Origin of the sequence: Burkholderia sp. 9779_493 (assembly GCF_015712215.1) — a bacterium.
GTDB lineage: Bacteria > Pseudomonadota > Gammaproteobacteria > Burkholderiales > Burkholderiaceae > Burkholderia > Burkholderia cenocepacia.
Genome location: NZ_JACCQA010000041.1, coordinates 19687 through 45102, shown reverse-complemented (window position 1 = coordinate 45102; position 25416 = coordinate 19687). Strand labels below are relative to the sequence as shown.

General features: G+C 66.5%; 26 protein-coding genes and 1 tRNA gene. 19 read left to right on the top strand and 8 right to left on the bottom strand.

Annotated elements, in window-relative coordinates:
- Positions 1-29 precede the first annotated feature (29 nt).
- From hprK to H0X95_RS30390, 3 genes are all read left to right on the top strand, one after another.
- On the top strand, positions 30-998 hold the full coding sequence (gene hprK, locus H0X95_RS30400; protein WP_006483133.1) for an HPr(Ser) kinase/phosphatase: 969 nt from the start codon (positions 30-32) through the stop codon (positions 996-998).
- Positions 999-1072: 74 nt separating this feature from the next.
- Complete coding sequence (rapZ, locus tag H0X95_RS30395; protein WP_006483144.1) at positions 1073-1981, top strand: RNase adapter RapZ; 909 nt, start codon at positions 1073-1075, stop codon at positions 1979-1981.
- Positions 1982-2007: 26 nt separating this feature from the next.
- Positions 2008-2643, top strand: a complete 636-nt coding sequence (locus tag H0X95_RS30390; protein WP_006499012.1) for an LON peptidase substrate-binding domain-containing protein — start codon at positions 2008-2010, stop codon at positions 2641-2643.
- 117 nt (positions 2644-2760) lie between these two features.
- Here H0X95_RS30390 and mutY read toward each other — a convergent pair whose 3' ends face one another.
- Together mutY and mutM are read right to left on the bottom strand one after the other, a co-directional pair.
- Positions 2761-3867, bottom strand: a complete 1107-nt coding sequence (mutY, locus tag H0X95_RS30385) for an A/G-specific adenine glycosylase (protein WP_059721053.1) — start codon at positions 3865-3867, stop codon at positions 2761-2763.
- Positions 3868-3891: 24 nt separating this feature from the next.
- Positions 3892-4719 (bottom strand): bifunctional DNA-formamidopyrimidine glycosylase/DNA-(apurinic or apyrimidinic site) lyase, encoded by an 828-nt coding sequence (gene mutM / locus H0X95_RS30380; protein WP_006483152.1) that lies wholly within the window; start codon positions 4717-4719, stop codon positions 3892-3894.
- A gap of 247 nt (positions 4720-4966) precedes the next feature.
- Here mutM and H0X95_RS30375 point away from each other — a divergent pair, with 247 nt between their 5' ends.
- From H0X95_RS30375 to hisC, 8 genes are all read left to right on the top strand, one after another.
- Positions 4967-6790: a tetratricopeptide repeat protein gene (locus tag H0X95_RS30375; RefSeq protein ID WP_059721054.1), complete on the top strand. Its 1824-nt coding sequence runs from the start codon at positions 4967-4969 to the stop codon at positions 6788-6790.
- Positions 6790-7410 (top strand): lipoprotein insertase outer membrane protein LolB, encoded by a 621-nt coding sequence (gene lolB, locus H0X95_RS30370; protein WP_020979425.1) that lies wholly within the window; start codon positions 6790-6792, stop codon positions 7408-7410. The genes H0X95_RS30375 and lolB overlap by 1 nt, the downstream gene beginning before the upstream one ends.
- Before the next feature lie 27 nt (positions 7411-7437).
- Positions 7438-8319 (top strand): 4-(cytidine 5'-diphospho)-2-C-methyl-D-erythritol kinase, encoded by an 882-nt coding sequence (gene ispE / locus H0X95_RS30365; RefSeq protein WP_006499017.1) that lies wholly within the window; start codon positions 7438-7440, stop codon positions 8317-8319.
- Between the two features lie 55 nt (positions 8320-8374).
- Positions 8375-8451, top strand: a tRNA-Gln gene (locus tag H0X95_RS30360).
- 44 nt (positions 8452-8495) lie between these two features.
- On the top strand, positions 8496-9458 hold the full coding sequence (locus tag H0X95_RS30355) for a ribose-phosphate pyrophosphokinase (RefSeq protein ID WP_006483739.1): 963 nt from the start codon (positions 8496-8498) through the stop codon (positions 9456-9458).
- Between the two features lie 161 nt (positions 9459-9619).
- Complete coding sequence (locus tag H0X95_RS30350; RefSeq protein ID WP_006483734.1) at positions 9620-10225, top strand: 50S ribosomal protein L25/general stress protein Ctc; 606 nt, start codon at positions 9620-9622, stop codon at positions 10223-10225.
- A 120-nt stretch (positions 10226-10345) separates the two neighbouring features.
- Complete coding sequence (gene pth, locus H0X95_RS30345; RefSeq protein ID WP_006477776.1) at positions 10346-10945, top strand: aminoacyl-tRNA hydrolase; 600 nt, start codon at positions 10346-10348, stop codon at positions 10943-10945.
- A gap of 116 nt (positions 10946-11061) precedes the next feature.
- Positions 11062-12129: a histidinol-phosphate transaminase gene (gene hisC, locus H0X95_RS30340; RefSeq protein WP_006483731.1), complete on the top strand. Its 1068-nt coding sequence runs from the start codon at positions 11062-11064 to the stop codon at positions 12127-12129.
- Positions 12130-12207: 78 nt separating this feature from the next.
- Here the strand turns inward: hisC and H0X95_RS30335 are convergent, their stop codons facing one another.
- The 3 genes from H0X95_RS30335 to rsmD all read right to left on the bottom strand — a co-directional run bounded on the left by H0X95_RS30335 (position 12208) and on the right by rsmD (position 13757).
- Positions 12208-12474, bottom strand: coding sequence for a YfhL family 4Fe-4S dicluster ferredoxin (locus H0X95_RS30335; RefSeq protein WP_043206196.1), 267 nt, complete (start codon positions 12472-12474; stop codon positions 12208-12210).
- Positions 12475-12533: 59 nt separating this feature from the next.
- Positions 12534-13031: a pantetheine-phosphate adenylyltransferase gene (gene coaD, locus H0X95_RS30330; RefSeq protein WP_006477773.1), complete on the bottom strand. Its 498-nt coding sequence runs from the start codon at positions 13029-13031 to the stop codon at positions 12534-12536.
- A 111-nt stretch (positions 13032-13142) separates the two neighbouring features.
- Positions 13143-13757 (bottom strand): 16S rRNA (guanine(966)-N(2))-methyltransferase RsmD, encoded by a 615-nt coding sequence (rsmD, locus tag H0X95_RS30325; RefSeq protein ID WP_034201348.1) that lies wholly within the window; start codon positions 13755-13757, stop codon positions 13143-13145.
- Between the two features lie 216 nt (positions 13758-13973).
- Between rsmD and ftsY the strand changes: the two genes are divergently transcribed.
- Positions 13974-15134, top strand: a complete 1161-nt coding sequence (gene ftsY, locus H0X95_RS30320) for a signal recognition particle-docking protein FtsY (protein WP_059721055.1) — start codon at positions 13974-13976, stop codon at positions 15132-15134.
- A gap of 83 nt (positions 15135-15217) precedes the next feature.
- Here ftsY and maiA read toward each other — a convergent pair whose 3' ends face one another.
- Positions 15218-15862 (bottom strand): maleylacetoacetate isomerase, encoded by a 645-nt coding sequence (gene maiA, locus H0X95_RS30315; protein ID WP_006499022.1) that lies wholly within the window; start codon positions 15860-15862, stop codon positions 15218-15220.
- 179 nt (positions 15863-16041) lie between these two features.
- Here maiA and ybiB point away from each other — a divergent pair, with 179 nt between their 5' ends.
- Positions 16042-17016 carry a DNA-binding protein YbiB gene (gene ybiB, locus H0X95_RS30310; protein WP_059721056.1) on the top strand — a complete coding sequence of 325 codons (975 nt, stop codon included), beginning with the start codon at positions 16042-16044 and terminating at the stop codon, positions 17014-17016.
- Positions 17017-17384: 368 nt separating this feature from the next.
- On the top strand, positions 17385-19031 hold the full coding sequence (gene leuA / locus H0X95_RS30305; protein ID WP_059721057.1) for a 2-isopropylmalate synthase: 1647 nt from the start codon (positions 17385-17387) through the stop codon (positions 19029-19031).
- 144 nt (positions 19032-19175) lie between these two features.
- Here the strand turns inward: leuA and H0X95_RS30300 are convergent, their stop codons facing one another.
- Both H0X95_RS30300 and pagL read right to left on the bottom strand, forming a co-directional pair.
- Positions 19176-19559 (bottom strand): nuclear transport factor 2 family protein, encoded by a 384-nt coding sequence (locus H0X95_RS30300; RefSeq protein WP_006483747.1) that lies wholly within the window; start codon positions 19557-19559, stop codon positions 19176-19178.
- A 45-nt stretch (positions 19560-19604) separates the two neighbouring features.
- A complete protein-coding gene (gene pagL, locus H0X95_RS30295) occupies positions 19605-20174 on the bottom strand; it encodes a lipid A 3-O-deacylase PagL (RefSeq protein WP_006483740.1) in 570 nt (189 codons plus the stop codon).
- Between the two features lie 360 nt (positions 20175-20534).
- On the opposite strand from pagL, the gene rpoH reads away from it, so the two are divergent.
- From rpoH to cydX, 5 genes are all read left to right on the top strand, one after another.
- On the top strand, positions 20535-21470 hold the full coding sequence (rpoH, locus tag H0X95_RS30290) for an RNA polymerase sigma factor RpoH (RefSeq protein WP_006483735.1): 936 nt from the start codon (positions 20535-20537) through the stop codon (positions 21468-21470).
- 360 nt (positions 21471-21830) lie between these two features.
- Positions 21831-22103 carry a cytochrome oxidase putative small subunit CydP gene (cydP, locus tag H0X95_RS30285; RefSeq protein WP_369718778.1) on the top strand — a complete coding sequence of 91 codons (273 nt, stop codon included), beginning with the start codon at positions 21831-21833 and terminating at the stop codon, positions 22101-22103.
- Positions 22093-23673, top strand: coding sequence for a cytochrome ubiquinol oxidase subunit I (locus H0X95_RS30280; protein ID WP_006483728.1), 1581 nt, complete (start codon positions 22093-22095; stop codon positions 23671-23673). The genes cydP and H0X95_RS30280 overlap by 11 nt, the downstream gene beginning before the upstream one ends.
- 31 nt (positions 23674-23704) lie before the next feature.
- The gene (gene cydB / locus H0X95_RS30275) at positions 23705-24841 is read left to right on the top strand and encodes a cytochrome d ubiquinol oxidase subunit II (protein ID WP_006483746.1); all 1137 of its coding nucleotides are present in this window, start codon (positions 23705-23707) and stop codon (positions 24839-24841) included.
- A gap of 62 nt (positions 24842-24903) precedes the next feature.
- Positions 24904-25026: a cytochrome bd-I oxidase subunit CydX gene (cydX, locus tag H0X95_RS30270; protein ID WP_006483737.1), complete on the top strand. Its 123-nt coding sequence runs from the start codon at positions 24904-24906 to the stop codon at positions 25024-25026.
- Positions 25027-25416: the final 390 nt, after the last annotated feature.

Below are 25416 nucleotides of genomic sequence, written 5' to 3'. Positions count from 1 at the left end.
CGCACCGGCCCATTGGAGTGACGAGAGTCATGGATACGTCCAGCATCAACGCCCAGAGCATCTTCGACGACAACGCAGCCACGCTGAAACTGAGCTGGCTGACGGGGCATGAAGGCTGGGAACGCGGCTTTTCGGCCGACACGGTCGGCAACGCCACGTCGAGCGCCGACCTCGTCGGCCACCTGAACCTGATCCACCCGAACCGGATCCAGGTGCTCGGCGAAGCCGAAATCGACTACTACCAGCGCCAGACCGACGAAGACCGCTCGCGCCACATGGCCGAGCTGATCGCGCTCGAACCGCCGTTCCTCGTCGTCGCCGGCGGCGCCGCGGCGCCGCCCGAACTGGTGCTGCGCTGCACGCGCTCGTCCACTCCGCTGTTCACGACGCCGATGTCGGCCGCCGCGGTGATCGACAGCCTGCGGCTCTACATGTCGCGCATCCTCGCGCCGCGCGCGACGCTGCACGGCGTGTTCCTCGACATCCTCGGGATGGGCGTGCTGCTGACCGGCGATTCGGGCCTCGGCAAGAGCGAGCTCGGCCTCGAGCTGATCAGCCGCGGCCACGGCCTCGTCGCCGACGACGCGGTCGATTTCGTCCGTCTTGGCCCCGATTTCGTCGAAGGGCGCTGCCCGCCGTTGCTGCAGAACCTGCTCGAAGTGCGCGGCCTCGGCCTGCTCGACATCAAGACGATCTTCGGCGAAACCGCCGTGCGGCGGAAAATGAAGCTGAAGCTGATCGTTCAGCTCGTGCGGCGCCCCGACGGCGAATTCCAGCGCCTGCCGCTCGAAAGCCAGACCGTCGACGTGCTCGGCTTGCCGATCAGCAAGGTCACGATCCAGGTCGCGGCCGGCCGCAACCTCGCGGTGCTCGTCGAGGCGGCCGTCCGGAACACGATCCTGCAGTTGCGCGGAATCGACACGTTGCGCGATTTCATGGATCGGCAACGACTCGCGATGCAAGATCCCGACAGTCAGTTCCCCGGCAAACTCGTGTAACCCGCACGCGCCGGCCGCGCAACGCCGACGCGTCGAGCCGGTGCTATGATGAAATGTCAGGATTCTCCGTTCCCATGCGCATCGTCCTCATCACCGGCATCTCCGGCTCAGGCAAGTCCGTCGCGCTGAACGCGCTCGAAGACGCAGGCTATTACTGCGTCGACAACCTGCCGCCGCACGTGCTCCCCGAACTCGCCCGCTACCTTGCCCAGGACGGCCAGCGCCGGCTCGCGGTCGCGATCGACGCGCGCTCGAGCGCGTCGCTCGACGAGATGCCCGGCCTGATCCGCGAGCTGTCCCGCGAACACGACGTGCGCGTGCTGTTCCTCAACGCGAGCACCCAGGCGCTGATCCAGCGCTTCTCCGAAACGCGCCGCCGCCATCCGCTGTCCGGCTCGCTGTCGCACGATGCGGATGTCGGCCTGCTGTCGTCGCTCGAGGAAGCGATCGAGCGCGAGCGCGAACTCGTCGCGCCGCTCGCCGAATTCGGCCACCAGATCGATACCAGCACGCTGCGCGCGAACGCGCTGCGCACCTGGGTCAAGCGCTTCATCGAGCAGAAGAACAACGATCTGATGGTGATGTTCGAATCGTTCGGCTTCAAGCGCGGCGTGCCGCTCGACGCCGACCTGATGTTCGACGTGCGCGCGCTGCCGAATCCGTACTACGACCACCAGTTGCGCCCGCTCACCGGGCTCGACCAGCCGGTCATCGCCTTTCTCGACGCACTGCCGATCGTCCATCAGATGATCGACGACATCCATGCGTTCCTGATGAAATGGCTGCCGCACTTCCGCGATGACAACCGCAGCTACCTGACCGTCGCCATCGGCTGCACGGGCGGCCAGCATCGCTCGGTGTTCATCGCGGAAACGCTCGCCGCGCGCCTGGCGCGCGAGGCGAACGTGATCGTGCGGCATCGTGACGCGCCAGTGGATGTCGACGCGTCGTCGCGGCTCGTCTCCGAGGTCGACCGACCCTAGCGACACCCGCCCAACGCCCGCGCGCCATGTCCTCCCTATCGACCACCCTGATCGACCTGCCGTTGTTTCCGCTGCACACGGTGCTGTTTCCCGGAGGCCTGCTCCCGCTCAAGGTGTTCGAGGCGCGCTATCTCGACATGTCCCGCGCGTGCCTGCGCGACGACGCCCCGTTCGGCGTGTGCCTGCTCAAGAGCGGACCCGAAGTCGCGCAGGACGGCGCGGTGTCGGTGCCCGAAACCATCGGCTGCATGGCGCGCATCACCGAGTGCGACACCGGCGAATTCGGGATGCTGTATCTGCAGGCGATCGGCACGCAGCGTTTCGAGCTGCTGTCGTATCGCGTCGAAGGCAACGGGCTGCTGGTCGGCATCGCGGAGCCGCTGCCCGACGACATCCCGCTCGAAGGCGAACAGGCGCTCGCACAGTTCGGTTCGTGCGCCGAGGTGCTCGAGCGCATCATCGACGCGTTGAAGAAATCCGATCCGGAAAAAATGCCGTTCGGCGAACCATTCCGCCTCGACGATCCGAGCTGGGTATCGAACCGCCTCGCGGAATTGCTGCCGCTCGACCTGCGCGCGCGACAGAAGCTGATGGAGTTTCCGGACGTCGGTGCGCGCATCGACGCCGTGCACCACGTGCTCGACCGGCACGGCTGGCTGTAAGGCCGGCTTGACTATCGCGGCTGATTCGTCGCGCATCGCACGTCCGAAAGCCTTTCCCACGCGCAGTGGGCCGCCGCCCTGTCGAACGCCGCCCGCGCCGCGCCTTTCCCCGGTTCGTTACAGCAGCGGCCCGCTCAGCGCATCGAGCAGCTTGCGCACGGGCGCCGGCACGCCGTACGCGTCGAGCCGGCTCAGCGGCACCCAGGCGGTGTCCGCGTCCCGCGCCTGCGACGGCAGGCCGCCGCCGTCCGCCAGATCACTCAGCCGCGGCTCGATCTCGAGCCGGAAATGCGTGAACGTATGCGTGAGCGGCGCGAGCGGCACCGTGCGGCCGCCACCGAAACCGCGCGCGAGATCCGCGAGCGCGGCATCGCCGTCCGCTTGCGGCAGGCTCCATAGTCCGCCCCAGATGCCGGTCGGCGGCCGGCGCTCGAGCAGCACGGCGTCGCCATCGCGCAGCACGAGCATCCAGGTCTTGCGCGTCGGCACGGCCTTCTTCGGCCGTGCGGCCGGCAGTTCGCGCTGGCGGCCGGTCGATTGCGCGACGCAGTCGCCCGCGAACGGACAGCGCGCGCAATCGGGCTTGCCGCGCACGCACAGCGTCGCGCCCAGATCCATCAGCCCCTGCGTATACGCGCTCACGTCGGCCGCGTTCGCGGCATCGGGCAGCAGCGATTCGGCGAGCGCCCACATGTCGTTCTCGACACGCTTCTCGCCCGGAAAGCCCTCGACGCCGAATACCCGCGCAAGCACGCGCTTCACGTTGCCGTCGAGGATCGTCGCGCGCGCACCGTACGCAAACGACGCGATCGCGGCGGCCGTCGAACGGCCGATGCCCGGCAGTTCGGCCAGCGCGTCGGGCGTCGCCGGAAACACACCGCCGTGCTCGGCGACGACGACCTGCGCGCAGCGGTGCAGGTTGCGCGCGCGCGAGTAGTAGCCGAGGCCCGCCCACAACGCCATCACGTCGTCGCTCGGCGCGGCCGCGAGCGCGGCGACGTCCGGGAAGTGGTCGAGAAAGCGCGTGTAATACGGAATGACGGTCGATACCTGCGTCTGCTGCAGCATGATTTCCGACAGCCAGATCCGGTACGGATCGCGGGTGTTCTGCCACGGCAGGTCATGGCGGCCGTGCGCGCGCTGCCACGCGACGAGACGCGTGGCGAACGTGCGGTGCAGCGGCGTGGCGGGGAACGGAGCGGGGGCGATGCGGGGCGGCTTCAAGTTATCGAATTGTGGAAAAGGGTTTCAACGCTGGCACGTCGGGCAGTAATAGGTCGACCGCTGGCCCTGCACGATCTGGCGAATCGGCGTGCCGCATACGCGGCACGGCTGGCCGGCGCGATCGTAGACGAAACAGTCGAGCTGGAAGTAGCCGCTTTCGCCGTTGCTGCCGACGAAATCGCGCAACGTGCTGCCGCCGCGCTCGATCGCGTCCGCGAGCGTCGCGCGCACCGCGTCGGCCAGCCGCTCGTAGCGCGGCAGCGAAACCTTGCCGGCGGCCGTCGTCGGCCGGATGCCGGCGCGAAACAGGCTCTCCGACGCGTAGATGTTGCCGACGCCGACGACCATGTCGCCCGCGAGCAGCGCCTGCTTGACCGACACCGTGCGGCCACGCGTGCGCGCATGCAGCAGCGCGCCGGTGAACGCCGGCGAAAACGGCTCGACGCCGAGGCTCGCGAGGAGCGGATGCGCATGCACGTCGCCGGCTTCGCGCGGGTGCCACAGCACGGCGCCGAAGCGGCGCGGATCGCGGAACCGCAGCACGAATTCGTCGAAGATCCAGTCGATGTGGTCGTGCTTCGCGGCGACCGGCACGCCGGCCGCGGGCAGCACGCGCAGCGTGCCCGTCATCCCGAGGTGGACGATGAACCAGCCCGCATCGACCTCGAACAGCAGATATTTGCCGCGGCGCTCGACGGCGAGCACCTCGCGCGCGCGCAACTGCTCGGCGAGCCCCGCCGGCACGGGCCAGCGCAGCATCGCGGTACGGACGTCGACACGCTCGACGCGGCGGCCCGCGACAAAGGGCTCGATGCCCCGGCGCGTGACTTCGACTTCTGGCAACTCTGGCATGTTTTGCGGGTCTGAGGCTACGGTCTGCTTACAGAAAGAATGCGCATGCGGCGCCACGAGAACGGCCGTTCTCGCGGCGACCCCGAATTAAACACGGGAATGCCCGAAATCGCCCGGCCTGGCAGCACGCGAGGCGGGCGATTTCGGGCATTCGCATGTGGGTTCCACAGGTAAACGGACCCTATCACGATCGTGCGTGTATTGTAGCGAGCGCGTTACAATCGGTTGAAACATCGAACGGATTTCCATGACCCTGCCCTCGAAGCTGCTTCAGAAGCGCCCCGCCGCCGTGCGCGGCGCGCGCGCCTTCCCGGTCCGCCGTGCACTCGGTGCCGCGCTGTTTGCCGCCTGGACCCTCACCGCCTTTCCGGCCCACGCGCAGGATCCGGCCTCGGACGACGCGGAGCCGCAGGGTGCGTTCGAGCATGTGATGCCGGACGAGCAGAAAAATCTCCCCGCTGTGCCGCTGACGAGCCAGATCGTCTATCAGGTGCTCGCCGCCGAGGTCGCGCTTCAGCGCAACCAGCCGGCGCCGGCCTACCAGACCTACCTCGCGCTGGCCCGCGACACGCGCGACCCGCGCATGGCGCAGCGCGCGACCGAAATCGCGCTCGGCGCGCAGAGCCCGGCCGACGCGCTGTCCGCCGCGAATCTGTGGCGCCAGTACGCACCGGATTCGAACCGGGCGTCGCAAGTCGATGCCGCGCTGCTGGTGCTCGCCGGCAAGCCGGCCGATGCGCAGCCGATGCTCGCGCGCGAGCTGGCCCGCGCGACCGGCGACACGCGCGGGCCGGCGATCCTCGCGCTGCAGGCGCTGCTGGTACGCGGCCCCGACCGCGTCGGCGGCCTCGTGGTGCTGAAGGACATGCTGAAGAACGACATGAATCGCCCCGAGGCACAGCTCGCGATCGCGCGGCAGCAGCTCGCGGTCGACGACAAGGACGGCGCCGCGCAGTCGCTGAAGCAGGCGCTGCAGATCCGCCCCGACTACCTGCCGGCGGCGCTGATGCTGTCGCAGATGGGGCCGGCGGAACGCGCGGCGGGCATCGCGTCGTTCGAGAAATATGTTCAGCAGAATCCGAAGTCCCGCGACGCGCGGCTCGCACTGTCGCAGCTCTATCTCGCCGACGACCGCCTCGATGACGCGCAGAAGCAGTTCGAGACGATGCGCAAGCTCGACTCGAAGGATCCGACGCCGCTGATGGCGCTCGCGCTGATCAAGATCCAGCAGAAGAAACTCGACGAGGCGACCGGCTACCTGAAGCAGTACGTGCAGCTCGGCGACAAGCAGCCGAACCTCGACGTCGGCCAGGGCTACATCTACCTCGCGCAGATCGCGATCGACCAGAACAACGACGCGCAGGCGTCGCAATGGCTCGACAAGGTCGACCAGACGAGCCAGCACTACCTGCCCGCGCAGATCACGCGCGCGCAGCTGCTGCAGAAACAGGGCAAGACCGACGAGGCGCGCAAGGTGCTCGACAACCTGCCGATCACGGATCCGCGCGACGCGGCCGTGGTGGCGCGCACCGATGCGTCGATCCTGTTCACCGCGAAGCGCTATCCGGAAGCGGAGGCGCGGCTCGGGCAGGCCGTCCAGGACTTCCCGGACGATCCCGACCTGCGCTACGACTACGCGATGGCGGCCGAAAAGACCGGCCACTACGCGACGATGGAAAAGCAGTTGCGCGAACTGATCCGCACGCAGCCCGACAACCCGCAGGCCTACAACGCGCTCGGCTATTCGCTCGCCGATCGCAACCAGCGCCTGCCCGAGGCCAGCAAGCTGATCGACAAGGCGATGGCGCTCGCGCCGAACGACGCGTACATCATGGACAGCCTCGGCTGGGTGAAGTACCGGATGGGCGACACGGCCGGCGCGACGAAAGTGCTGCAACGCGCGTACGAATTGCAGCCGAACGCCGAAATCGGCGCGCATCTCGGCGAAGTGCTGTGGAAGAGCGGCGCGCAGGACGACGCGCGCAACGCGTGGCGCGCCGCGCAGAAGCTCGAGCCCGACAACGAAACGCTCGTGCAGACGCTGAAACGCCTGCAGATCAACGGCCTCTGATGCGGATGTTCCCGATGTTTTCCCTGTCCTTCCGCACGCAGCGCACGCTGGCCGCGGCCGGCGCGGCGCTCGCGCTCGCCGGCTGCGCGAGCACGCCGCCGCCGGCCGGCACGTCGACGGGCGCCGCACTGCAGACGGCCGCGACGCATGCGTACCATGGCCGCTTCGCGGTGCGGTACGACGATCGGCTCGGCAACCCGCAGAACGTGTACGGCAACTTCGACTGGCAGGAGCACGGCGACGACGTGTCGCTCGAGCTGCGCAGCCCGCTCGGCCAGACGCTCGCGGTCGTGAAATCGACGCCGCGCGCGGCGTCGCTCGAATTGCCGAACCGTCCGACCCAATATGCGCCCGACGTCGGCGACCTGATGCAGAAAACGCTCGGCTTCGAGCTGCCGCTCGCGGGCCTGCGCTACTGGCTGCTGCCGACCGTTGCCCCCGCGACGCCGGCGGAAACCGTGCGCGACCCGGCCGACGGCACGCGCGTCAAGCAGATCCGTCAGGACGGCTGGACGATCGACTACCTTGCCTACGCGGATGCCCCGGCCACGGGCGTCAAACGCGTCAACCTCGTGCGCGCGACGCCGCCGCTCGACATCAAGCTCGTGCTCGATCAGTGAGCACGCGCGCCTAGCCCCGATACCCGCATGACCGATTCGACCCGCTCGCTGCGCAACTGCCTGGCGCCCGCGAAACTCAACCTGTTCCTGCACATCACCGGCCGTCGTCCGAACGGCTATCACGATCTGCAGAGCGTATTCCAGCTGCTGAACTGGGGCGACACGCTGCACTTCGCGCTGCGCGACGACGGCCGCGTCGCACGCGTCACCGACGTGCCCGGCGTGCCCGAGGAAAGCGACCTCGTCGTGCGCGCGGCCAACCTGCTGAAAACGCATACGGGCACCGCGCACGGCGTCGACATCGAGATCGACAAGATCCTGCCGATGGGCGCCGGCCTCGGCGGCGGCAGCTCCGACGCGGCGACGACGCTGCTCGCGCTGAACCGCCTGTGGCAACTCGATTTGCCGCGCGCCGAACTTCAATCGCTCGCGGTCAAACTCGGCGCCGACGTGCCGTTTTTTATTTTTGGAAAAAATGCGTTCGCAGAGGGTATCGGAGAAGAATTAGCTGAGGTACAATTGCCGACTCGCTGGTTCTTGGTTGTGACGCCACGCGTTCATGTCCCGACCGCTGAAATATTTTCAGATGAGTTGTTGACAAGAGATACGAAGCCCGTCACAATTGCTGACTTTCTTGCACAGCAAACCAGCGATGCGGGATGGCCAGATAGCTTCGGCCGGAACGATATGCAGGAAGTTGTAACAAGGAAGTACGCGGAAGTTGCGCAGGTGGTCAAATGGTTGTATGATGTGACCCCCGCGAGGATGACCGGCTCCGGAGCAAGCGTGTTTGCAGCGTTTCACAGCAAGCACGAGGCAGAAGCGGCGAAAGCCAAACTGCCCGCCAGTTGGAATGGCGCAGTTGCCGAGAGTCTGAACGAGCATCCGCTCTTCACTTTCGCGTCATGAAGTTTTACTTTGCCGAACGGCCTACACGAGTTCGGTGAAGTTATCAGTTAAGTGTAGGGGAGTCGCCAAGTTGGTCAAGGCACCGGATTTTGATTCCGGCATGCGAGGGTTCGAGTCCTTCCTCCCCTGCCAAAAATTTTCCCGCATTTCCCGCCCAAGCCTGAAGCAGGTGCACGATGAGCAGCCACAGCCATGATGGCCTGATGGTCTTTACTGGCAACGCGAATCCCGCGCTCGCCCAGGAAGTCGTCAATATCCTTGGTATCCCCCTCGGCAAAGCAATGGTCAGCCGTTTCTCCGACGGCGAGATCCAGGTCGAGATCCAGGAAAACGTGCGCGGCAAGGACGTCTTCGTCCTGCAATCCACGTGCGCACCGACGAACGACAACCTGATGGAACTGATGATCATGGTCGATGCGCTCAAGCGCGCATCCGCTGGCCGGATCACTGCTGCCATCCCCTACTTCGGCTATGCCCGTCAGGATCGCCGCCCGCGTTCGGCGCGCGTCGCGATCTCAGCGAAGGTCATCGCGAACATGCTGGAAATCGCCGGCGTCGAGCGGATCATCACGATGGATCTGCACGCCGACCAGATTCAAGGCTTCTTCGACATCCCGGTCGACAACATCTACGCCACGCCGATCCTGCTGGGCGACCTGCGCAAGCAGAACTACTCGGATCTGCTCGTCGTGTCGCCGGACGTCGGCGGCGTCGTGCGTGCCCGTGCACTCGCGAAGCAGCTCAACTGCGATCTCGCGATCATCGACAAGCGTCGTCCGAAGGCGAACGTCGCCGAAGTGATGAACATCATCGGTGAAGTCGAAGGCCGCACCTGCGTGATCATGGACGACATGGTCGATACGGCCGGCACGCTGTGCAAGGCCGCGCAAGTGCTGAAGGACCGCGGTGCGAAGCAGGTGTTCGCGTACGCGACGCATCCGGTGCTGTCCGGCGGCGCCGCCGATCGCATCGCCGCGTCGGCACTCGACGAGCTGGTCGTCACCGATACGATTCCGCTGTCGGCCGAATCGCTGGCCTGCTCGAAGATCCGCTCGCTGACGAGCGCGAGCCTGCTGGCCGAAACGTTCTCGCGGATTCGCCGCGGCGATTCGGTGATGTCGCTGTTCGCGGAATCCTGATCGCGAATCGACTGAACAAAGCATGCGCAGAAAGCGAAGCGGCGACGCTTCGCTTTTTGCACAATCGGACGGGATAGACGAAACCCCGGCCGTTTCATCGGGGGCCGCCAGTTGATGGCCCCGTTTTACTGCCTGGTCGCGGGCAGCCATTGGAGAATCACATGAAAGTCGTCGCTTTCGAGCGCCAACAGCAAGGTACGGGTGCGAGCCGCCGCCTGCGCAACGCCGGTAAGACCACGGGTATCGTTTACGGTGGCGAAGCAGCCCCGCAAAAGATCGAACTCGATCACAACGCCCTGTGGCACGCCCTGAAGAAGGAAGCTTTCCACTCGTCGATCCTCGACCTCGAAGTGGCCGGCCAGTCGCAACAGGTTCTGCTGCGCGACGTGCAATACCACCCGTTCAAGCAACTGGTGCTGCACGTGGACTTCCAGCGCGTCGACGCGAAGAAGAAGCTGCACACGAAGGTGCCGCTGCACTTCCTGAACGCTGAAGTCAGCCCGGCCGTAAAGCTGTCGAGCGCGATCGTTTCGCACGTCGCGACGGAAATCGAAGTCGAGTGCCTGCCGGCTGCCCTGCCGGAGTTCCTCGAAGTCGACCTGTCGAAGATCGAAGCCGGTCAGTCGCTGCACGCGAAGGACATCGCACTGCCGAAGGGCGTGACGCTGGTCGCGCACGTCGACGCGGAAAACCCGGTTGTCGCCTCGGCGACGGTCCCGGCTGGCGCCGTGTCGGACGCAGCAGAAGGCGAAACGCCGGCTGCCTAAGCGGCTGCGTACGCGCCCCCTCGATCCGTTTCACGAAACGGTCGACGCAACCCGCCGCGGCTTGCCCGGCGGGTTTTTCTTTTTCTGCGCCCAGGCGGCCGTTGCCGCCTTCGAAACGTCATGATCAAACTGATCGTCGGCCTCGGCAATCCCGGGGCGGAATACACCGCGACGCGCCACAACGCCGGCTTCTGGCTGATCGACCAGCTCGCCCGCGAAGCCGGCACGACGCTGCGCGACGAACGCCGCTTCCACGGCTTCTATGCGAAAGCGCGCCTGCATGGCGAGGAAGTCCATCTGCTCGAGCCGCAGACCTACATGAACCGCTCCGGCCAGTCGGTCGTCGCGCTCGCGCAATTCTTCAAGATCCTGCCCGACCAGATCCTCGTCGCGCACGACGAGCTCGACCTGCCGCCCGGCACCGTGAAGCTGAAGCTCGGTGGCGGCAGCGGCGGCCACAACGGCCTCAAGGACATCACCGCGCACCTGTCGTCGCAGCAATACTGGCGGCTGCGGATCGGCATCGGCCATCCGCGCGACCTGATTCCGGAAAGCGCGCGCGCCGGCGCGAAGCCCGACGTCGCGAACTTCGTGCTGAAGCCGCCGCGCCGCGAGGAGCAGGACGTGATCGACGCATCGATCGAACGCGCGCTCGCCGTGATGCCGATGGTCGTCAAGGGCGAACTCGACCGCGCGACGATGCAGCTGCATCGCAACTGACGCCCGTCGCACCCGCCTGGTGCATCGGCCGTCCGGCGCAACCGGGCGGCCTCGTCCGCCCCACCGCGACGCGCACATGCGGTAATCTCGACGTTTTGCCCGACAGGAGCCAAGCGGTGAGCCGTTACTGGAGCGACGTCGTTCAGCAACTCGTGCCTTACGTGCCGGGCGAACAGCCCGCGCTTGCGCACCCCGTCAAGCTGAACACCAACGAGAATCCCTATCCGCCGTCGCCGCGCGTCGTCGCGGCGATCGCCCGCGAACTCGGCGACACCGGCGACACGCTGCGCCGCTATCCGGACCCGGTCGCGCGCGCGCTGCGCGAGACGGTCGCGGCCCATCACCGCATCAAGCCCGAACAGGTGTTCGTCGGCAACGGCTCCGACGAGGTGCTCGCGCACACGTTCCAGGCGCTGCTCAAGCACGACCGGCCGCTGCGCTTCCCCGACATCACGTACAGCTTCTATCCGACCTACGCGCGCCTGTACGGCGTCGAGACCACGGTCGTGCCGCTCGCGGACGATTTCTCGATCCGTGTCGACGACTATCTCGACGACGCCGGCGGCGTGCTGTTTCCGAACCCGAATGCACCGACCGGGCGCGCGCTGCCGCTCGCGGACGTCGAGCGGATCGCGGCCGCGAATCCGTCGTCGGTCGTCGTGATCGACGAAGCGTACGTCGATTTCGGCGCGCAGTCGGCCATTACGCTGATCGATCGCCATCCGAATCTGCTCGTCGTGCATACGACGTCGAAGGCGCGCTCGCTCGCGGGCATGCGCGTCGGCTTCGCGTTCGGCGATGCGGCGCTGATCGACGCGTTGAACCGCGTGAAGGACAGCTTCAACTCGTATCCGCTCGACCGGCTCGCGCAGGTCGCCGCGCAGGCCGCGTACGAAGACACCGACTATTTCAACGCCACCTGCCGGCGCGTGATCGACAGCCGGGCGCGGCTCACGCAGGCGCTCGACGCACTCGGCTTCGAGATCGTGCCGTCGGCCGCGAATTTCGTGTTCGCGCGCCATCCCGCGCACGATGCGGGCGCGATCGCGGCGAAGCTGAAGGAACGGGAAATTTTCGTGCGGCACTTCCGGCTGCCGCGGATCGACCAGCATCTGCGCATCACCGTCGGCACCGATGCCGAATGCGACGCGCTCGTCGCGGCGTTGCGCGAGCTGCTGGCCTGATACGGAAGAACCGGCGCCGAATGGCGCCGGGCTGAAAGCGCGACGCGCGCGCCACACAAAGCGCGCGTCAGCGCCGGATCACGACGCGTCGCCGCCCTTCACGGCGATCAGCGCGTGGTACTTCTCCATCAATTGCGCATGCGATTCGTCATGCTGCGGATCGCGCGGAATGCATTCGACCGGACACACCTGCTGGCACTGCGGTTCGTCGAAATGGCCGACGCACTCGGTGCACTTGTTCGGGTCGATCACGTAGATGTCCGGGCCCATCGAAATCGCGCCGTTCGGGCACTCGGGCTCGCACACGTCGCAATTGATGCACTCGTCGGTAATCATCAAAGCCATACTGATCTCACTTCTTCAGGCCGGCGGCCGGCTTCGCAACGAAACCGGCCGGCGCCGCATCACGCGGCAGGGCCTCCCATCGCGGTGACCTTCTCGGTCAGCCATTTCTCGACGGACGGAAACACGAATTTGCTGACATCGCCGCCCAATTGCGCGATTTCGCGCACGATCGTCCCCGAGATGAACTGGTACTGGTCGGACGGCGTCATGAACATCGTCTCGACGTCGGGCAGCAGATAGCGGTTCATCCCCGCCATCTGGAACTCATATTCGAAATCGGACACCGCGCGCAGCCCGCGCACGATCACGCGCGCATTGTTCACGCGGACGAAATCCTTCAGGAGGCCGGTGAAACTCATCACCTTCACGTTCGGGTAATGGCCGAGCACCTCGTTCGCAATCGTCAGACGTTCCTCGAGCGAGAAAAACGGCTTTTTCGCGCGGCTGTCGGCAACGCCCACCACCAGCGTATCAAAAATGCTCGACGCACGCCGCACGAGGTCTTCGTGCCCGCGCGTCAGCGGATCGAACGTACCGGGATACACGGCGACTACCATGTCGCTCCTCCTGTCATCACGCAAACGGGATGGCAGCCGTGCGATGCACGCGCCGCTGCCGAGATGGGCATGCGTCGCCTTTGCGGCGCGCCGCCTCGTATGGAACGCGCATTATTCATCATTTTCGCGCCGCAGCAAATGATAGTGAACCGCACCGGCCTTGCCGTGCTTCACCACCTGCCAGCCTGCGAGCGCGTCGTGCGCGGCCGGATCGAGTTCCGCCCCCGTTTCGACGTACAACGCGCCACCCGCCGTGACGAGCGGCGCCGACAGCGAGATCGCACGCTCGAGCGCGGCCAGATCGTCGAACGGCGGATCGAGGAACACGACGTCGAACGCGCCCGGCGTCAGGCCGGCCGCGAGCCGCAGCGCATCGGCTTCGGCGATCTCGACCGAACGGGCGCCGAGCTTGTCCTTGATCGCCCGCAACTGCTGCGCGGCGCGCGGATGACGCTCGACCATCACGACGCTCGCCGCGCCGCGCGACGCGGCCTCGAAGCCGAGCGCGCCGGTGCCCGCGAACAGGTCGAGGCAGCGGCGGCCTTCGAGATCCTGGCCGAGCCAGTTGAACAGCGTCTCGCGCACGCGATCGGGGGTCGGGCGCAAGCCGTCGAGATCGAGCACCGCGAGCGGCGTGCGTTTCCAGTCGCCGCCGATGATGCGGATCGTGTGCGGCTTGCCGCGGCCGGGAGAGGCCGCGGGGCGGCCGGAAGAGGAACGGGACATACGGGATATCGACAACGGAGGGACCGGGCACGCGCAGGGGCGCGCCGCCAAACAGGCGCACGTTACCACAGCGGCGACGCGCACTGACGCGAGCGCCACGCCGCACTGATAAAATGCACGGTTTCGGCCGCCGTGCGCCGCGCCCGCGCGAACGCAGAACGGCCCGTCCGGCGCCCCGCTCCCGGCGGCGGCCCGCCCTCTTCCCGACGTCAGACCATGTTCAGTTTCTTCAAACGATTCAAGAAAACGCAGGAGCCCGATCCGGCGGAATCGCAATCGGCCGACGCGCAGCAAGCGGACGAAGCGTCCGACGCCGACGCGCCCGTGCTCGACGCGCCGCCCGCGGCCAGCGTGCCGCCAGCGCCCGCGCAACCGGCTGCGCCGGCCGTCGTGATGACCGTCACGCCGACCAACGACGGCCGCGACGAAGTCGTCGAGACGGTCGAGATCGTGCCGCCGCCGCTGCAGGACGCGTCCGCGAAGAAGTCGTGGCTCGCGCGCCTGAAGACGGGGCTCGCGAAGACGGGCTCGAGCATCACCGGCGTCTTCGTCAACACGAAGATCGACGAGGATCTGTACGAGGAGCTCGAAACCGCGCTGCTGATGTCCGACGCGGGCGTCGACGCGACCGAATACCTGCTCGGCGCGCTGCGCGAAAAGGTGCGCGCGGGCCGGCTGACCGATCCGCAGCAGGTGAAGGCTGCGCTGCACGACCTGCTCGTCGAGCTGCTGACGCCGCTCGAGAAATCGCTGATGCTCGGCCGCGCGCAGCCGCTCGTGATGATGATCACCGGCGTGAACGGCGCAGGCAAGACGACCAGCATCGGCAAGCTCGCGAAGCACCTGCAGAGCTTCGACCAGTCGGTGCTGCTGGCTGCCGGCGACACGTTCCGCGCGGCCGCGCGCGAACAGCTGGCGGTCTGGGGCGAGCGCAACAACGTGACGGTCGTGCAGCAGGAGAGCGGCGATCCGGCCGCGGTGATCTTCGACGCGGTCAGCGCCGCGCGCGCGCGCAAGATCGACGTGATGATGGCCGACACGGCCGGCCGCCTGCCGACGCAGCTGCATCTGATGGAGGAGCTGAAGAAGGTGAAGCGCGTGATCGCGAAGGCGCACGACGGCGCGCCGCACGAAGTGCTGCTGGTGATCGACGCGAACACCGGCCAGAACGCGCTCACGCAGGTGAAGGCCTTCGACGACGCGCTGGCCCTGACCGGCCTGATCGTCACGAAGCTCGACGGCACCGCGAAGGGCGGGATTCTCGCCGCGATCGCGCGGCAACGGCCGGTGCCCGTCTACTTCATCGGCGTTGGCGAGAAGGTCGAGGACCTGCAGCCGTTCAGCGCGGTGGAATTCGCGGACGCGCTGCTCGGCTGAACGCCGCCGGCCTGCATCGCACGGGGCGCCTTCGGGCGCCCTTTTTCATGCGCGTCCGATCATGCTCGCCACGGGCGCCGCGCTCATTCCGCGTCGGGCTGCGCGCCCGGCTCGGCGGCCTTGAACGCGTCGATCGTCGCCGCATGGTCGACGATCCGCTGGATCGTCGGGAAGCGCGTCGTGTCGATCGAGAAGCGGTTCGCGTTGAACACCTGCGGCACGAGGCACACGTCGGCGAGCGTCGGCGTGTCGCCGAAGCACAGCTTGCCGGTGCGCGGGTCGTTCGCGAGACGCGCCTCGAGCGTTTCGAAGCCCGCCTCGATCCAGTGCCGGTACCACGCGTTCTTTGCGTCCTCGGGCACCTTCAGCGTGTGCTTCAGGTACTTGAGCACGCGCAGGTTGTTGAGCGGGTGGATTTCGCACGCGATCTGCAGCGCGACCGCGCGCACGTACGCACGATCGACCGGCTGCTTCGGCAGGAGCGCGGGCTCGGGATGGGTTTCGTCGAGATATTCGATGATCGCGAGCGACTGCTGCAGCGTCGCGTCGCCATCGATCAGCGTCGGCACGACCGCATCCGGATTCAGCGCGCGGTACGCGTCCTTCAGTTGCTCGCCGCCATCGCGCAGCATGTGCACGGGCGCATAGTCGAACGGCAACTGCTTGAGGTTCAGGGCGATCCGCACGCGGTACGACGCGGAACTGCGGAAATAGCTGTAGAGCTTCATGGGATGTCTCTCGTAGTCGTATTCGGTCGGCAGCGGCACGGGCGCGGCGCAGCCGGTGCGCGCGCCGCCGGGAACCAGAGTGTAGCGCGGCACGATGCGCGCCCGCGCCCGTGCGATACTCGGGACATTCCTCACCGCTCACCGCGCGGCCCGATGCCGGCCGCCCGCCCCACGTTCCGATGACCGCTTCCCACGATCCCGCCGCCGCTCCGTTCCCTTGCGCCCGCTTCATCAAGGAAATCGGCCGCGGCCCGCACGGCGCGCGCGCCCTGTCCGCCGAGGACACGTTCACGCTCTATCGCGCGATGCTCGATGCGCGCGTGTCGGACGTCGAACTCGGCGCGATCCTGATCGCCTATCGGCTGAAGGGCGAATCCGCCGACGAACTGGCCGCGATGCTCGCCGCCGCGCAGGCGTCGTTCGAGCCGGTGCACGTGCAGGACGCCGCGTTCCGCCCGGTGTCGATTCCGAGCTACAACGGCGCGCGCAAGCAACCGAACCTCGTGCCGCTGCTCGCGCTGCTGCTCGCGCGCGAAGGCGTGCCGGTGCTCGTGCATGGGGTCGAGCAGGATCCGGGCCGCGTGACGAGCGCCGAGATCTTCTCGGCGCTGTCGCTCCCGCCGTCGACGTCGCACGATGCGATCGAGGACACGCTCGCCGAACGCCGCGTCGCGTTCGCGCCGATCGACGTGCTGGCGCCGCGCATCGCGCACCTGCTGTCGATGCGCAGCGTGCTCGGCGTGCGCAACTCGACGCATACGCTCGTGAAGATCCTGCAGCCGTTCGCGCCGGCCGGCCTGCGGCTCGTCAACTACACGCACCCGCCGTACCGTGACAGCCTCGCGCAGCTGTTCCGCGATCATCCGGACGCCGCGCTCGGCGGCGCGCTGCTCGCGCGCGGCACCGAAGGCGAAGCGGTGGCCGACACGCGGCGCCAGGTGCAGGTCGACTGGCTGCATGACGGCGTGTGCGACACGCTGATCGAGGCCGAGCGTTCGTCGACCGACGCACCGCCCGTCGCGCTGCCCGAGTCGCGCGATGCGGCGACCACGGCCGCGTGGACGGACGCCGTGCTGCGCGGCGAGGTGCCGGTGCCCGACACCGTGGCGCGCCAGGTCGCGACGATCGTGCAGATCGCCCGCATCGCGCGCTGACGACCTGCCCCTTTATCCCGACATTTGACACGCGAGCGCATCCTGGCATAGAGTGGCCGTCATGCGTTCCCTTCCGAACACCCTCCGAATTACCTCCGGCCGCCTAGCGCGGCCGCTATCGCTACGACTAGCCTAAGGCTGTCGTAGCGCCGTGTGCTGTTCGCACGGTCCTCCCAGCAGTTCCTCGCAGTACCCCTCTCGCAGTTTTTACAACCCGAAGTCGTCAGCCTTCGTCCGTCTATCCGTCGGCCGATTCGCGAAGATCATCCGCATCCGCGGCGCCATCGTGCGCCGGGATGCGAGGCAGCGCCAACCGTCGCCCATGCCGCCCCGTCTTCGCTCGCGACTTGAGACCCGAGGTCCAGAAGATGATGCGCAATCCGCAAGACAAGTACCGTCCGTTCGAGCCCGTTCGCCTCAATGGCCGCCGCTGGCCGGCCCGCACCATCGAGCGTGCGCCCGTGTGGATGAGCACCGACCTGCGCGACGGCAACCAGTCGCTGATCGAGCCGATGAGCATCGAGCAGAAGCTCGAGTTCTTCGAAATGCTGGTCGCCATCGGGTTCAAGGAGATCGAAGTCGGTTTTCCGTCGGCGTCGCAAACCGACTTCGATTTCGTCCGCAAGCTGATCGACGACAAGCGGATTCCCGACGACGTGACGATCGAGGTGCTCGTGCAGTCGCGCGAAGACCTGATCGCCCGTACGTTCGATGCGCTCGAAGGCGTGCCGCGCGCGATCATGCACCTGTACAACGCGGTCTGCCCGTCGTTCCGCCGCATCGTGTTCGGCATGTCGAAGAACGAGGTGAAGGCGCTCGCGATCGACGGCACGCGCATCATCAAGGCACACGCGGCCGCGCGCCCGGAGACGCACTGGACCTTCCAGTACTCGCCGGAAACCTTCAGCATGACCGAGCTGACGTTCGCGCGCGAGATCTGCGACGCGGTCGCGCAGACGTGGCGCCCGACCCGCGACCACAAGATGATCGTCAACCTGCCGGCCACCGTCGAGGCCGCAACCCCGAACGTGTTCGCCGACCAGATCGAATGGATGGACCGCAACCTCGCGTATCGCGACAGCATCGTGCTGTCCGTGCATCCGCACAACGATCGCGGCACCGCGGTCGCGGCGGCCGAACTCGCGCTGCTCGCGGGCGCCGACCGCATCGAAGGCTGCCTGTTCGGCAACGGCGAGCGCACCGGCAACGTCGATCTCGTCACGCTCGCGCTGAACCTCTACACGCAAGGCATCGACCCGGGCCTCGACTTCTCCGACATCGACGCCGTGCGCCGCGTCGTCGAACGCTGCAACCAGATTCCCGTGCATCCGCGCCATCCGTACGCGGGCGACCTCGTGTTCACCGCGTTTTCCGGCTCGCACCAGGACGCGATCCGCAAGGGCTTCGCGCAGCAGCGCCCCGATGCGATCTGGGAAGTGCCGTACCTGCCGATCGACCCGGCGGATCTCGGCCGCAGCTACGACGCGGTGATCCGCGTGAACAGCCAATCCGGCAAGGGCGGCGCGACCTTCCTGCTCGAACGCGGGATGGGCTTCACGCCGACGCGCCGCGTCCAGATCGAGTTCAGCCATGCGGTGCAGACGCTCGCCGACGCATCGGGCGAGGAAGTGACGGGCGACACGATCTGCGCGCTGTTCGCGCGCGAATTCTTCGAGACGGACGGCCCGGCCGCGCGCCACGGCATCGGCGCGCGCTGGCAAAACCGCGAGATCGCGCTGGCGCCCGCCGCCGACGCGACGCCCGACGACGCCGTGCGACGTTTCGCCGCGGCATTCGCGAGCGCCGCCGGCGCCACGATCGACATCGCGTCGTGCGAATCCACGCGCACGGCGGACGGCCGGGTCGCGGTATCGGTCGGCTGCCGGGTCGGCGACGCGCCGCTGCGGCACGGTGTCGGCGTGCACGCCGATGCGGCGAGTGCGGCGCTCGATGCGGTCGTCAGCGCGATCAACCGCTCGGCATGGCACTGCGCGGATCGCCGCGCGGCGGCCTGAACGCGGGGCTTCGATGCAGGGTTGAAACGTCAGCGAGCGGGGCGTGACCGCCCGTGCGACGCGCGATCCGCGCCGCACGCGGCAACAAAAAGCGGCTCAGAAGGCCGCTTCGGTCGGGGCATGAAAAAGGCGCGTTACCCGCGCTCACGCCTCGGTCGCGCACCGCGTCGCCTGCCACGCGAACAGGCTCCAGCGACCGTGGTCGTGCGTGTGGACGGACGTATAGGCAATCGGGAACACGAGGCCGCCGTTGTTGGTTTCCATCTCGATCAACGCGCGCCCCGTGACGACGCAGGTCTCGTCGCCGACCGGCAGCACGTCCTGCGACTGGATTTCGATCTGGCGATAGCGGCGGCGGCCGGCGACGATGGCGTCGATGAACTGCTGCTTGGTTTCGCGTTTGCCGTTGGTATGGACGAAAAACACCTTGTCCGACAACAGCGCGTCGAGCGCCTCGCCGTCGCCGTCCACCATCGCCCGGAACCGGTCGCGCTCGAGCGCGCGGATCGCATCGACCACCTTCGCCATCGCCTGACTCCTCGGCAACGCGCCCGCCTTGCACGGGCGTACGGATCAGAAGTTGTACTGCAGGTAGAACTGGTGGAAATTTATACCAGGATTCGGCTCTTTGATACCCGCGTTAGACACATGTTCAAAACGGTAGCCGACCTGATACTGTTGCCGTTGGCCGAACTGCACGCCCACGCCGCCCGTCGGCGCGAACTGGAACGCGGTCGACAGCGAGAAATTGTCCGAGATCGTCGGGTGCGTCAGGAGCCGGACGCCGCCGCCCGCCTCGATGAACGGGCGAATCTGCCCGCTGCTCTTGATGAAGCGGAACATCGGCGTCACGCCGAACTCGCCGATGCTGCTGTGGACGTTGCCGCCCGTGTGCCAGTAGCCGGCGTGCCCTTCGACGACGAACGCGAAGTGCCAGCCGCCGACTTCCCACCAGTTCCAGCCCGGATCCCACACCACGCCGATATCGGCCTTGTCGACCCCGTGACGATCCGAAAACCCGCCGCCCGCCTGGATCCCCCAGCGATCCGCGAAAGCCGCACCCGATCCGCCCAGAAGAGACGCTGCCAGCATCGCATGCAGCACCAGCCGGCTGCGGGGCCGGCGATTCTTCTTATTGTTCATCTGACACTCCAACTTTGTGGGTTGAATGGAGCCTGCCGCAACGGCCGGGCCCGAGCGAACTGAATGGTATGGTAAAGGACTTTTCGGATCGGCATCACGAAACGAAATGGCTTCCTTCCAAAACGACAAAAATCGAAATCGTCTACTGATTCCCATCAGAAACAACGGCTTACGGAACTTCGTGGCGCCACCCTGGTCGCAGAATAGACTATCGGCTCGACTGGTTCGATAGAAAAATGGGGAACTCCGATGCCCCCGCCCGCTCTAAGGAATTAGCACTCACCTTGCGGGAGTGCTAAGATGACCCACGGAATCTCATTCGAGACCGGGGGTTTGTCCCTGATTCCAAAGGAGTTTTTAGTGAGCAACGCCCTGACCCTCCCGAACACCCTGAGCCCGACGCCGGCCAAGGCCGAATCGGCAGGCTCGCTGGCGCTCGCAGCCCAATCGATGTTGCCCGGCCAGCTCGGCAACATCGACGCGTACATCCAGGCCGTCAACCGCATCCCGCTGCTGACCGCCGAGGAGGAACGCCGCTACGCAACCGAATTCCGCGACGACAACAACCTCGACGCGGCGCGCCGCCTCGTGCTGTCGCACCTGCGTCTCGTCGTGTCGATCGCGCGCAACTATCTCGGCTACGGCCTGCCGCACGGCGACCTGATCCAGGAAGGCAACATCGGCCTGATGAAAGCCGTGAAGCGATTCGACCCGGCGCAAAACGTGCGCCTGGTGTCGTATGCGATTCACTGGATCAAGGCCGAGATCCACGAGTACATCCTGCGCAACTGGCGCATGGTGAAGGTCGCGACGACGAAGGCGCAGCGCAAGCTGTTCTTCAACCTGCGCAGCCACAAGAAGAGCATGCAGGCGATGACGCCCGAGGAAATCGACGGCCTCGCGCAGGAGCTCAACGTCAAGCGCGAGGAAGTCACCGAGATGGAAACGCGCCTGTCGGGCGGCGACATCGCGCTCGAAGGCCAGGTGGAAGACGGCGAGGAGTCGTACGCGCCGATCGCCTACCTGGCCGACTCGCACAACGAGCCGACCGCCGTGCTCGCCGCGCGTCAGCGCGACATGCTGCAGACGGACGGCATCGCGCAGGCGCTCGACGCGCTCGATGCACGCAGCCGCCGCATCATCGAGGCGCGCTGGCTGCACGTCGACGACGACGGCTCGGGCGGCTCGACGCTGCACGATCTCGCCGCCGAGTTCGGCGTGTCGGCGGAACGCATCCGCCAGATCGAAGCGAGCGCGATGAAAAAGATGCGCACGGCGCTCGCCGAATACGCGTAAATCGCGGCAATTTAGAGCGCTTCGTCGAAAACCGCTGCCTGACCGGCAGCGGTTTTTTTTCGTCCGTTTTTCCGCTGCTTTTCACCCGCTTTTCAACGCGTTTCACACGCCGTTTCTACGCCGATTAATTGACCTGATTCATCGGATATTGCGTCATTTGCAGCGCCCTTCCGCATAACCTTGATCCACCTCAATTTTTACCCCACGCTTCGCGACGGTCTGCCGCAGCGCAGCACTCGGCAGCGGAAAGCCGTCCTTTTAAAATTGGCATGTCAGGCGCAAAAGGATTAAAACAGCTTCACGGCCGTCACCAATCCGACGTAAAGTCGCCCCCAATCCGATCTCAATCGATTCAGGATAATCGCCTTGATCTCGATCAATAAAGAGCCTTCGCGGCCGGCCGGCACGATCGGCTGGCGCGCGCGCATCGCCGCGTGGGCACGCGGCCCCACCCTCGCCCGCGACATCGCGCTGGTGCTGATCGTCAAGCTGATCCTCCTGATGTCGCTCAAATACGCATTCTTCAATCATCCGCAGGCCGAGCACATGTCGTTGCCGCCTGCCGCCGTGGCCGAGAAGCTGCTCTCGGTGCCGGCGCCTGCATCTACCGAGGGAGACCACCATGATAAGTAGCGAAGTCGTCGATCTGTCACGTCTGCAGTTCGGCATCACGGCGCTCTACCACTTCCTGTTCGTGCCGCTGACGCTCGGCCTGTCCTGGCTGCTCGTCATCATGGAAGCCGTCTACGTGATGACCGGCAAACAGGTCTACAAGGACATGACCCAGTTCTGGGGCAAGCTGTTCGGGATCAACTTCGCGATGGGCGTGACGACCGGCATCACGCTCGAATTCCAGTTCGGCACGAACTGGTCGTACTACTCGCACTACGTCGGCGACATCTTCGGCGTGCCGCTCGCGGTCGAAGGCCTGATGGCGTTCTTCCTCGAATCCACGTTCGTCGGCCTGTTCTTCTTCGGCTGGAACCGCCTGTCGAAGGTCAAGCACCTGGTCGTCACGTTCCTCGTCGCGCTGGGCTCGAACCTGTCCGCGCTGTGGATCCTCGTCGCGAACGGCTGGATGAACAACCCGGTCGGCGCCGAGTTCAACTACCAGACGATGCGCATGGAGCTGACGAGCCTGTTCGACGTGCTGTTCAACCCGGTCGCGCAGGTGAAGTTCGTGCACACCGTGTCGGCCGGTTACGTGACGGCCGCGATGTTCGTGCTCGGCATTTCGTCGTGGTACCTGCTGAAAAAGCGCGACGTCGACTTCGCGCTGCGCTCGTTCGCGGTCGCGGCCGGCTTCGGCCTCGCGGCCACGCTGTGCGTGATCGTGCTCGGCGACGAATCGGGCTACACGACCGGCGAAGTGCAGAAGATGAAGCTCGCCGCGATCGAATCGGAATGGGAAACCCAGCCGGCGCCGGCATCGTTCACGCTGATCGGCATCCCGAACCAGAAGGAAGAACGCACCGACTACGCGATCAAGATCCCGTACGCGCTCGGCCTGATCGCGACGCGCTCGATCGACGAGCCGGTGATCGGCCTGCGCGAGCTCGCGAAGCACAGCGAGGAACACATCCAGAGCGGGATGGTCGCGTACGGCGCCTTGCAGAAGATCAAGGAAGGCGACACGAGCGACGCGACCCGCGCGCTGTTCGACCAGCACAAGCAGTATCTCGGCTACGGACTGATGCTCAAGCAGTTCACGCCGAACGTGGTCGATGCGACGCCCGAGCAGATCAAGGCCGCCGCGAAGAAGACGATCCCGCCGGTCGCACCCGTATTCTTCTCGTTCCGGATCATGGTGTTCCTCGGCTTCCTGTTCCTCGCGACCTTCGTCGCCGCGTTCTGGTTCTGCGCGCGCCGGCAGTTGCTGCAGGACAACCGCCGCTGGTTCCTGCGCTATGCGGTGTGGGCGATCCCGCTGCCGTGGCTCGCCGCGGAATTCGGCTGGGTCGTCGCCGAGCTCGGCCGCCAGCCGTGGACGATCGCGGGCATCCTGCCGACGCATCTGTCCGCGTCCAGCCTGACGTCGACGGACCTGTACCTGAGCCTCGCCGGTTTCATCGCGTTCTACACGGTACTGTTCATCATCGAGATCAAGCTGATGTTCAAGTACGCGCGCCTCGGCCCGTCGTCGCTGCATACCGGCCGCTATCACCACGAACTCGCCGCCGCCGGCGAGCGGGCCGCGGTCTGAGTACGCCCTCGCAACCGAACAAGGAATCGCTATGGACTATGCAACTCTCAAGCTGATCTGGTGGCTGCTCGTCGGCGTGCTGCTGATCGGCTTCGCCGTCACCGACGGCTTCGACATGGGCGCGACCGCGCTGCTGCCGTTCCTCGGCAAGACCGACGAGGAGCGCCGCATCATCGTCAACACGGTCGGCGCGACGTGGGAAGGCAACCAGGTGTGGCTGATCACGGCCGGCGGTGCGATGTTCGCCGCGTGGCCGCTCGTCTACGCCGCGTCGTTCTCCGGCTTCTACTTCGCGATGCTGCTCGTGCTGTTCGCGCTGTTCTTCCGGCCGGTGGGATTCGACTACCGCAGCAAGCGGCCCGACCCGCGCTGGCGCGCGGGCTGGGACTGGGGCCTGTTCGTCGGCGGCTTCGTGCCGGCGCTGGTGTTCGGCGTCGCGTTCGGCAACCTGCTGCAGGGCGTGCCGTTCAAGTTCGACAGCGACCTGCGCGTGACCTACTACGGCGGCTTCTGGGCGCTGCTGAACCCGTTCGCGCTGCTGTGCGGGCTCGTCAGCCTCACGATGCTCGTCGCGCACGGCGCCGCGTTCATCAAGATGAAGACCGACGGCGTGATCGCGCGCCGTGCGTCGATCGCGCTGCGCGTCGCGTCGTTCCTCGCGGTCGTGCTGTTCGTGCTGGCCGGCGTGCTCGTCGCTTCGTATATCGGCGGCTTCCACATCACCCACGCCGCGCCGACCGACACCGTCGCGAACCCGCTGCTCAAGGACGTCGCCGCCGGTTCGGGCCTGTGGCTCGCGAACTACGGCGAGTATCCGTGGATGATCGCGGCGCCCGTCGTCGGGATCGCGGGCGGCGTGCTCGCGCTGCTGCTCGCCGGCTCGAAGCAGGAGAAGACGGCGTTCTTCTGCACGGGCCTGATGATCGTCGGCGTGATCCTGACCGCGGGCTTCTCGATGTTCCCGTTCATCATGCCGTCGTCGCTCGACCCGCGCAGCAGCCTGACCGTGTGGGATTCGACGTCGAGCCACATGACGCTGCAGGTGATGCTGTTCGCGGTGATCGTGTTCCTGCCGATCATCCTGCTCTACACGAGCTGGGTGTATCGCGTGATGCGCGGCAAGGTCACGCACCAGACGCTCGAAGAGAACAAGCACTCGATGTATTGACGCACTGAACCGGGCCGGGGCGCGCAGGCGCCCTCGCCCACCGTTTCGCAAGGAGTCGGATCATGTGGTATTTCAGCTGGATTCTCGGTATCGGCGTCGCGCTGTCGTTCGGCATCGTCAACGCGATGTGGCTCGAAGCGCGGCAGAAGCCGCAGGAAGCGCCGGTGCGTGCGCGCCGCGACTGACGCAGTGACGCACCGCGCGCGATACGCGCGGCCGCCGTCCGACAACGGAAAGAACCTCGCTTCGCGCGAGGTTTTTTTTCGTCACGGCCGCGCCGGCGGGACGTCGCACGGCGATGCCAATTTAGCGCCAGATTGATACCACTTGAATACCAATAAAAGGTTTCATAAGATCGTTGGACACGGCCGCTGACAGGCCGATTCCTTCTGGGTGGGGGAGACATGCGAATCCCGTGTGTGGCGTGCGCGTGCGCGCCGTGTCGACGTCCGCGTGCCACGGCGCGTGCCGTCGTCGCGCTCGTGCGCGGCCAACCGCGCGCCGTCGATTGCGGCCGTCTCGCCGCTGCAGCGAACGCCGCGAGCCGCCGATGATTCCGCGCACGCCGCCGCGCC

Coding starts and splice junctions, on each gene's coding strand:
- hprK (WP_006483133.1), top strand. CDS start 30: ATGGATACGTCCAGCATCAACGCCCAGAGCATCTTCGACGACAACGCA.
- rapZ (WP_006483144.1), top strand. CDS start 1,073: ATGCGCATCGTCCTCATCACCGGCATCTCCGGCTCAGGCAAGTCCGTC.
- H0X95_RS30390 (WP_006499012.1), top strand. CDS start 2,008: ATGTCCTCCCTATCGACCACCCTGATCGACCTGCCGTTGTTTCCGCTG.
- mutM (WP_006483152.1), bottom strand. CDS start 4,719: ATGCCAGAGTTGCCAGAAGTCGAAGTCACGCGCCGGGGCATCGAGCCC.
- H0X95_RS30375 (WP_059721054.1), top strand. CDS start 4,967: ATGACCCTGCCCTCGAAGCTGCTTCAGAAGCGCCCCGCCGCCGTGCGC.
- lolB (WP_020979425.1), top strand. CDS start 6,790: ATGCGGATGTTCCCGATGTTTTCCCTGTCCTTCCGCACGCAGCGCACG.
- ispE (WP_006499017.1), top strand. CDS start 7,438: ATGACCGATTCGACCCGCTCGCTGCGCAACTGCCTGGCGCCCGCGAAA.
- H0X95_RS30355 (WP_006483739.1), top strand. CDS start 8,496: ATGAGCAGCCACAGCCATGATGGCCTGATGGTCTTTACTGGCAACGCG.
- H0X95_RS30350 (WP_006483734.1), top strand. CDS start 9,620: ATGAAAGTCGTCGCTTTCGAGCGCCAACAGCAAGGTACGGGTGCGAGC.
- pth (WP_006477776.1), top strand. CDS start 10,346: ATGATCAAACTGATCGTCGGCCTCGGCAATCCCGGGGCGGAATACACC.
- H0X95_RS30335 (WP_043206196.1), bottom strand. CDS start 12,474: ATGGCTTTGATGATTACCGACGAGTGCATCAATTGCGACGTGTGCGAG.
- coaD (WP_006477773.1), bottom strand. CDS start 13,031: ATGGTAGTCGCCGTGTATCCCGGTACGTTCGATCCGCTGACGCGCGGG.
- rsmD (WP_034201348.1), bottom strand. CDS start 13,757: ATGTCCCGTTCCTCTTCCGGCCGCCCCGCGGCCTCTCCCGGCCGCGGC.
- ftsY (WP_059721055.1), top strand. CDS start 13,974: ATGTTCAGTTTCTTCAAACGATTCAAGAAAACGCAGGAGCCCGATCCG.
- maiA (WP_006499022.1), bottom strand. CDS start 15,862: ATGAAGCTCTACAGCTATTTCCGCAGTTCCGCGTCGTACCGCGTGCGG.
- ybiB (WP_059721056.1), top strand. CDS start 16,042: ATGACCGCTTCCCACGATCCCGCCGCCGCTCCGTTCCCTTGCGCCCGC.
- leuA (WP_059721057.1), top strand. CDS start 17,385: ATGATGCGCAATCCGCAAGACAAGTACCGTCCGTTCGAGCCCGTTCGC.
- H0X95_RS30300 (WP_006483747.1), bottom strand. CDS start 19,559: ATGGCGAAGGTGGTCGATGCGATCCGCGCGCTCGAGCGCGACCGGTTC.
- pagL (WP_006483740.1), bottom strand. CDS start 20,174: ATGAACAATAAGAAGAATCGCCGGCCCCGCAGCCGGCTGGTGCTGCAT.
- H0X95_RS30280 (WP_006483728.1), top strand. CDS start 22,093: ATGATAAGTAGCGAAGTCGTCGATCTGTCACGTCTGCAGTTCGGCATC.
- cydB (WP_006483746.1), top strand. CDS start 23,705: ATGGACTATGCAACTCTCAAGCTGATCTGGTGGCTGCTCGTCGGCGTG.
- cydX (WP_006483737.1), top strand. CDS start 24,904: ATGTGGTATTTCAGCTGGATTCTCGGTATCGGCGTCGCGCTGTCGTTC.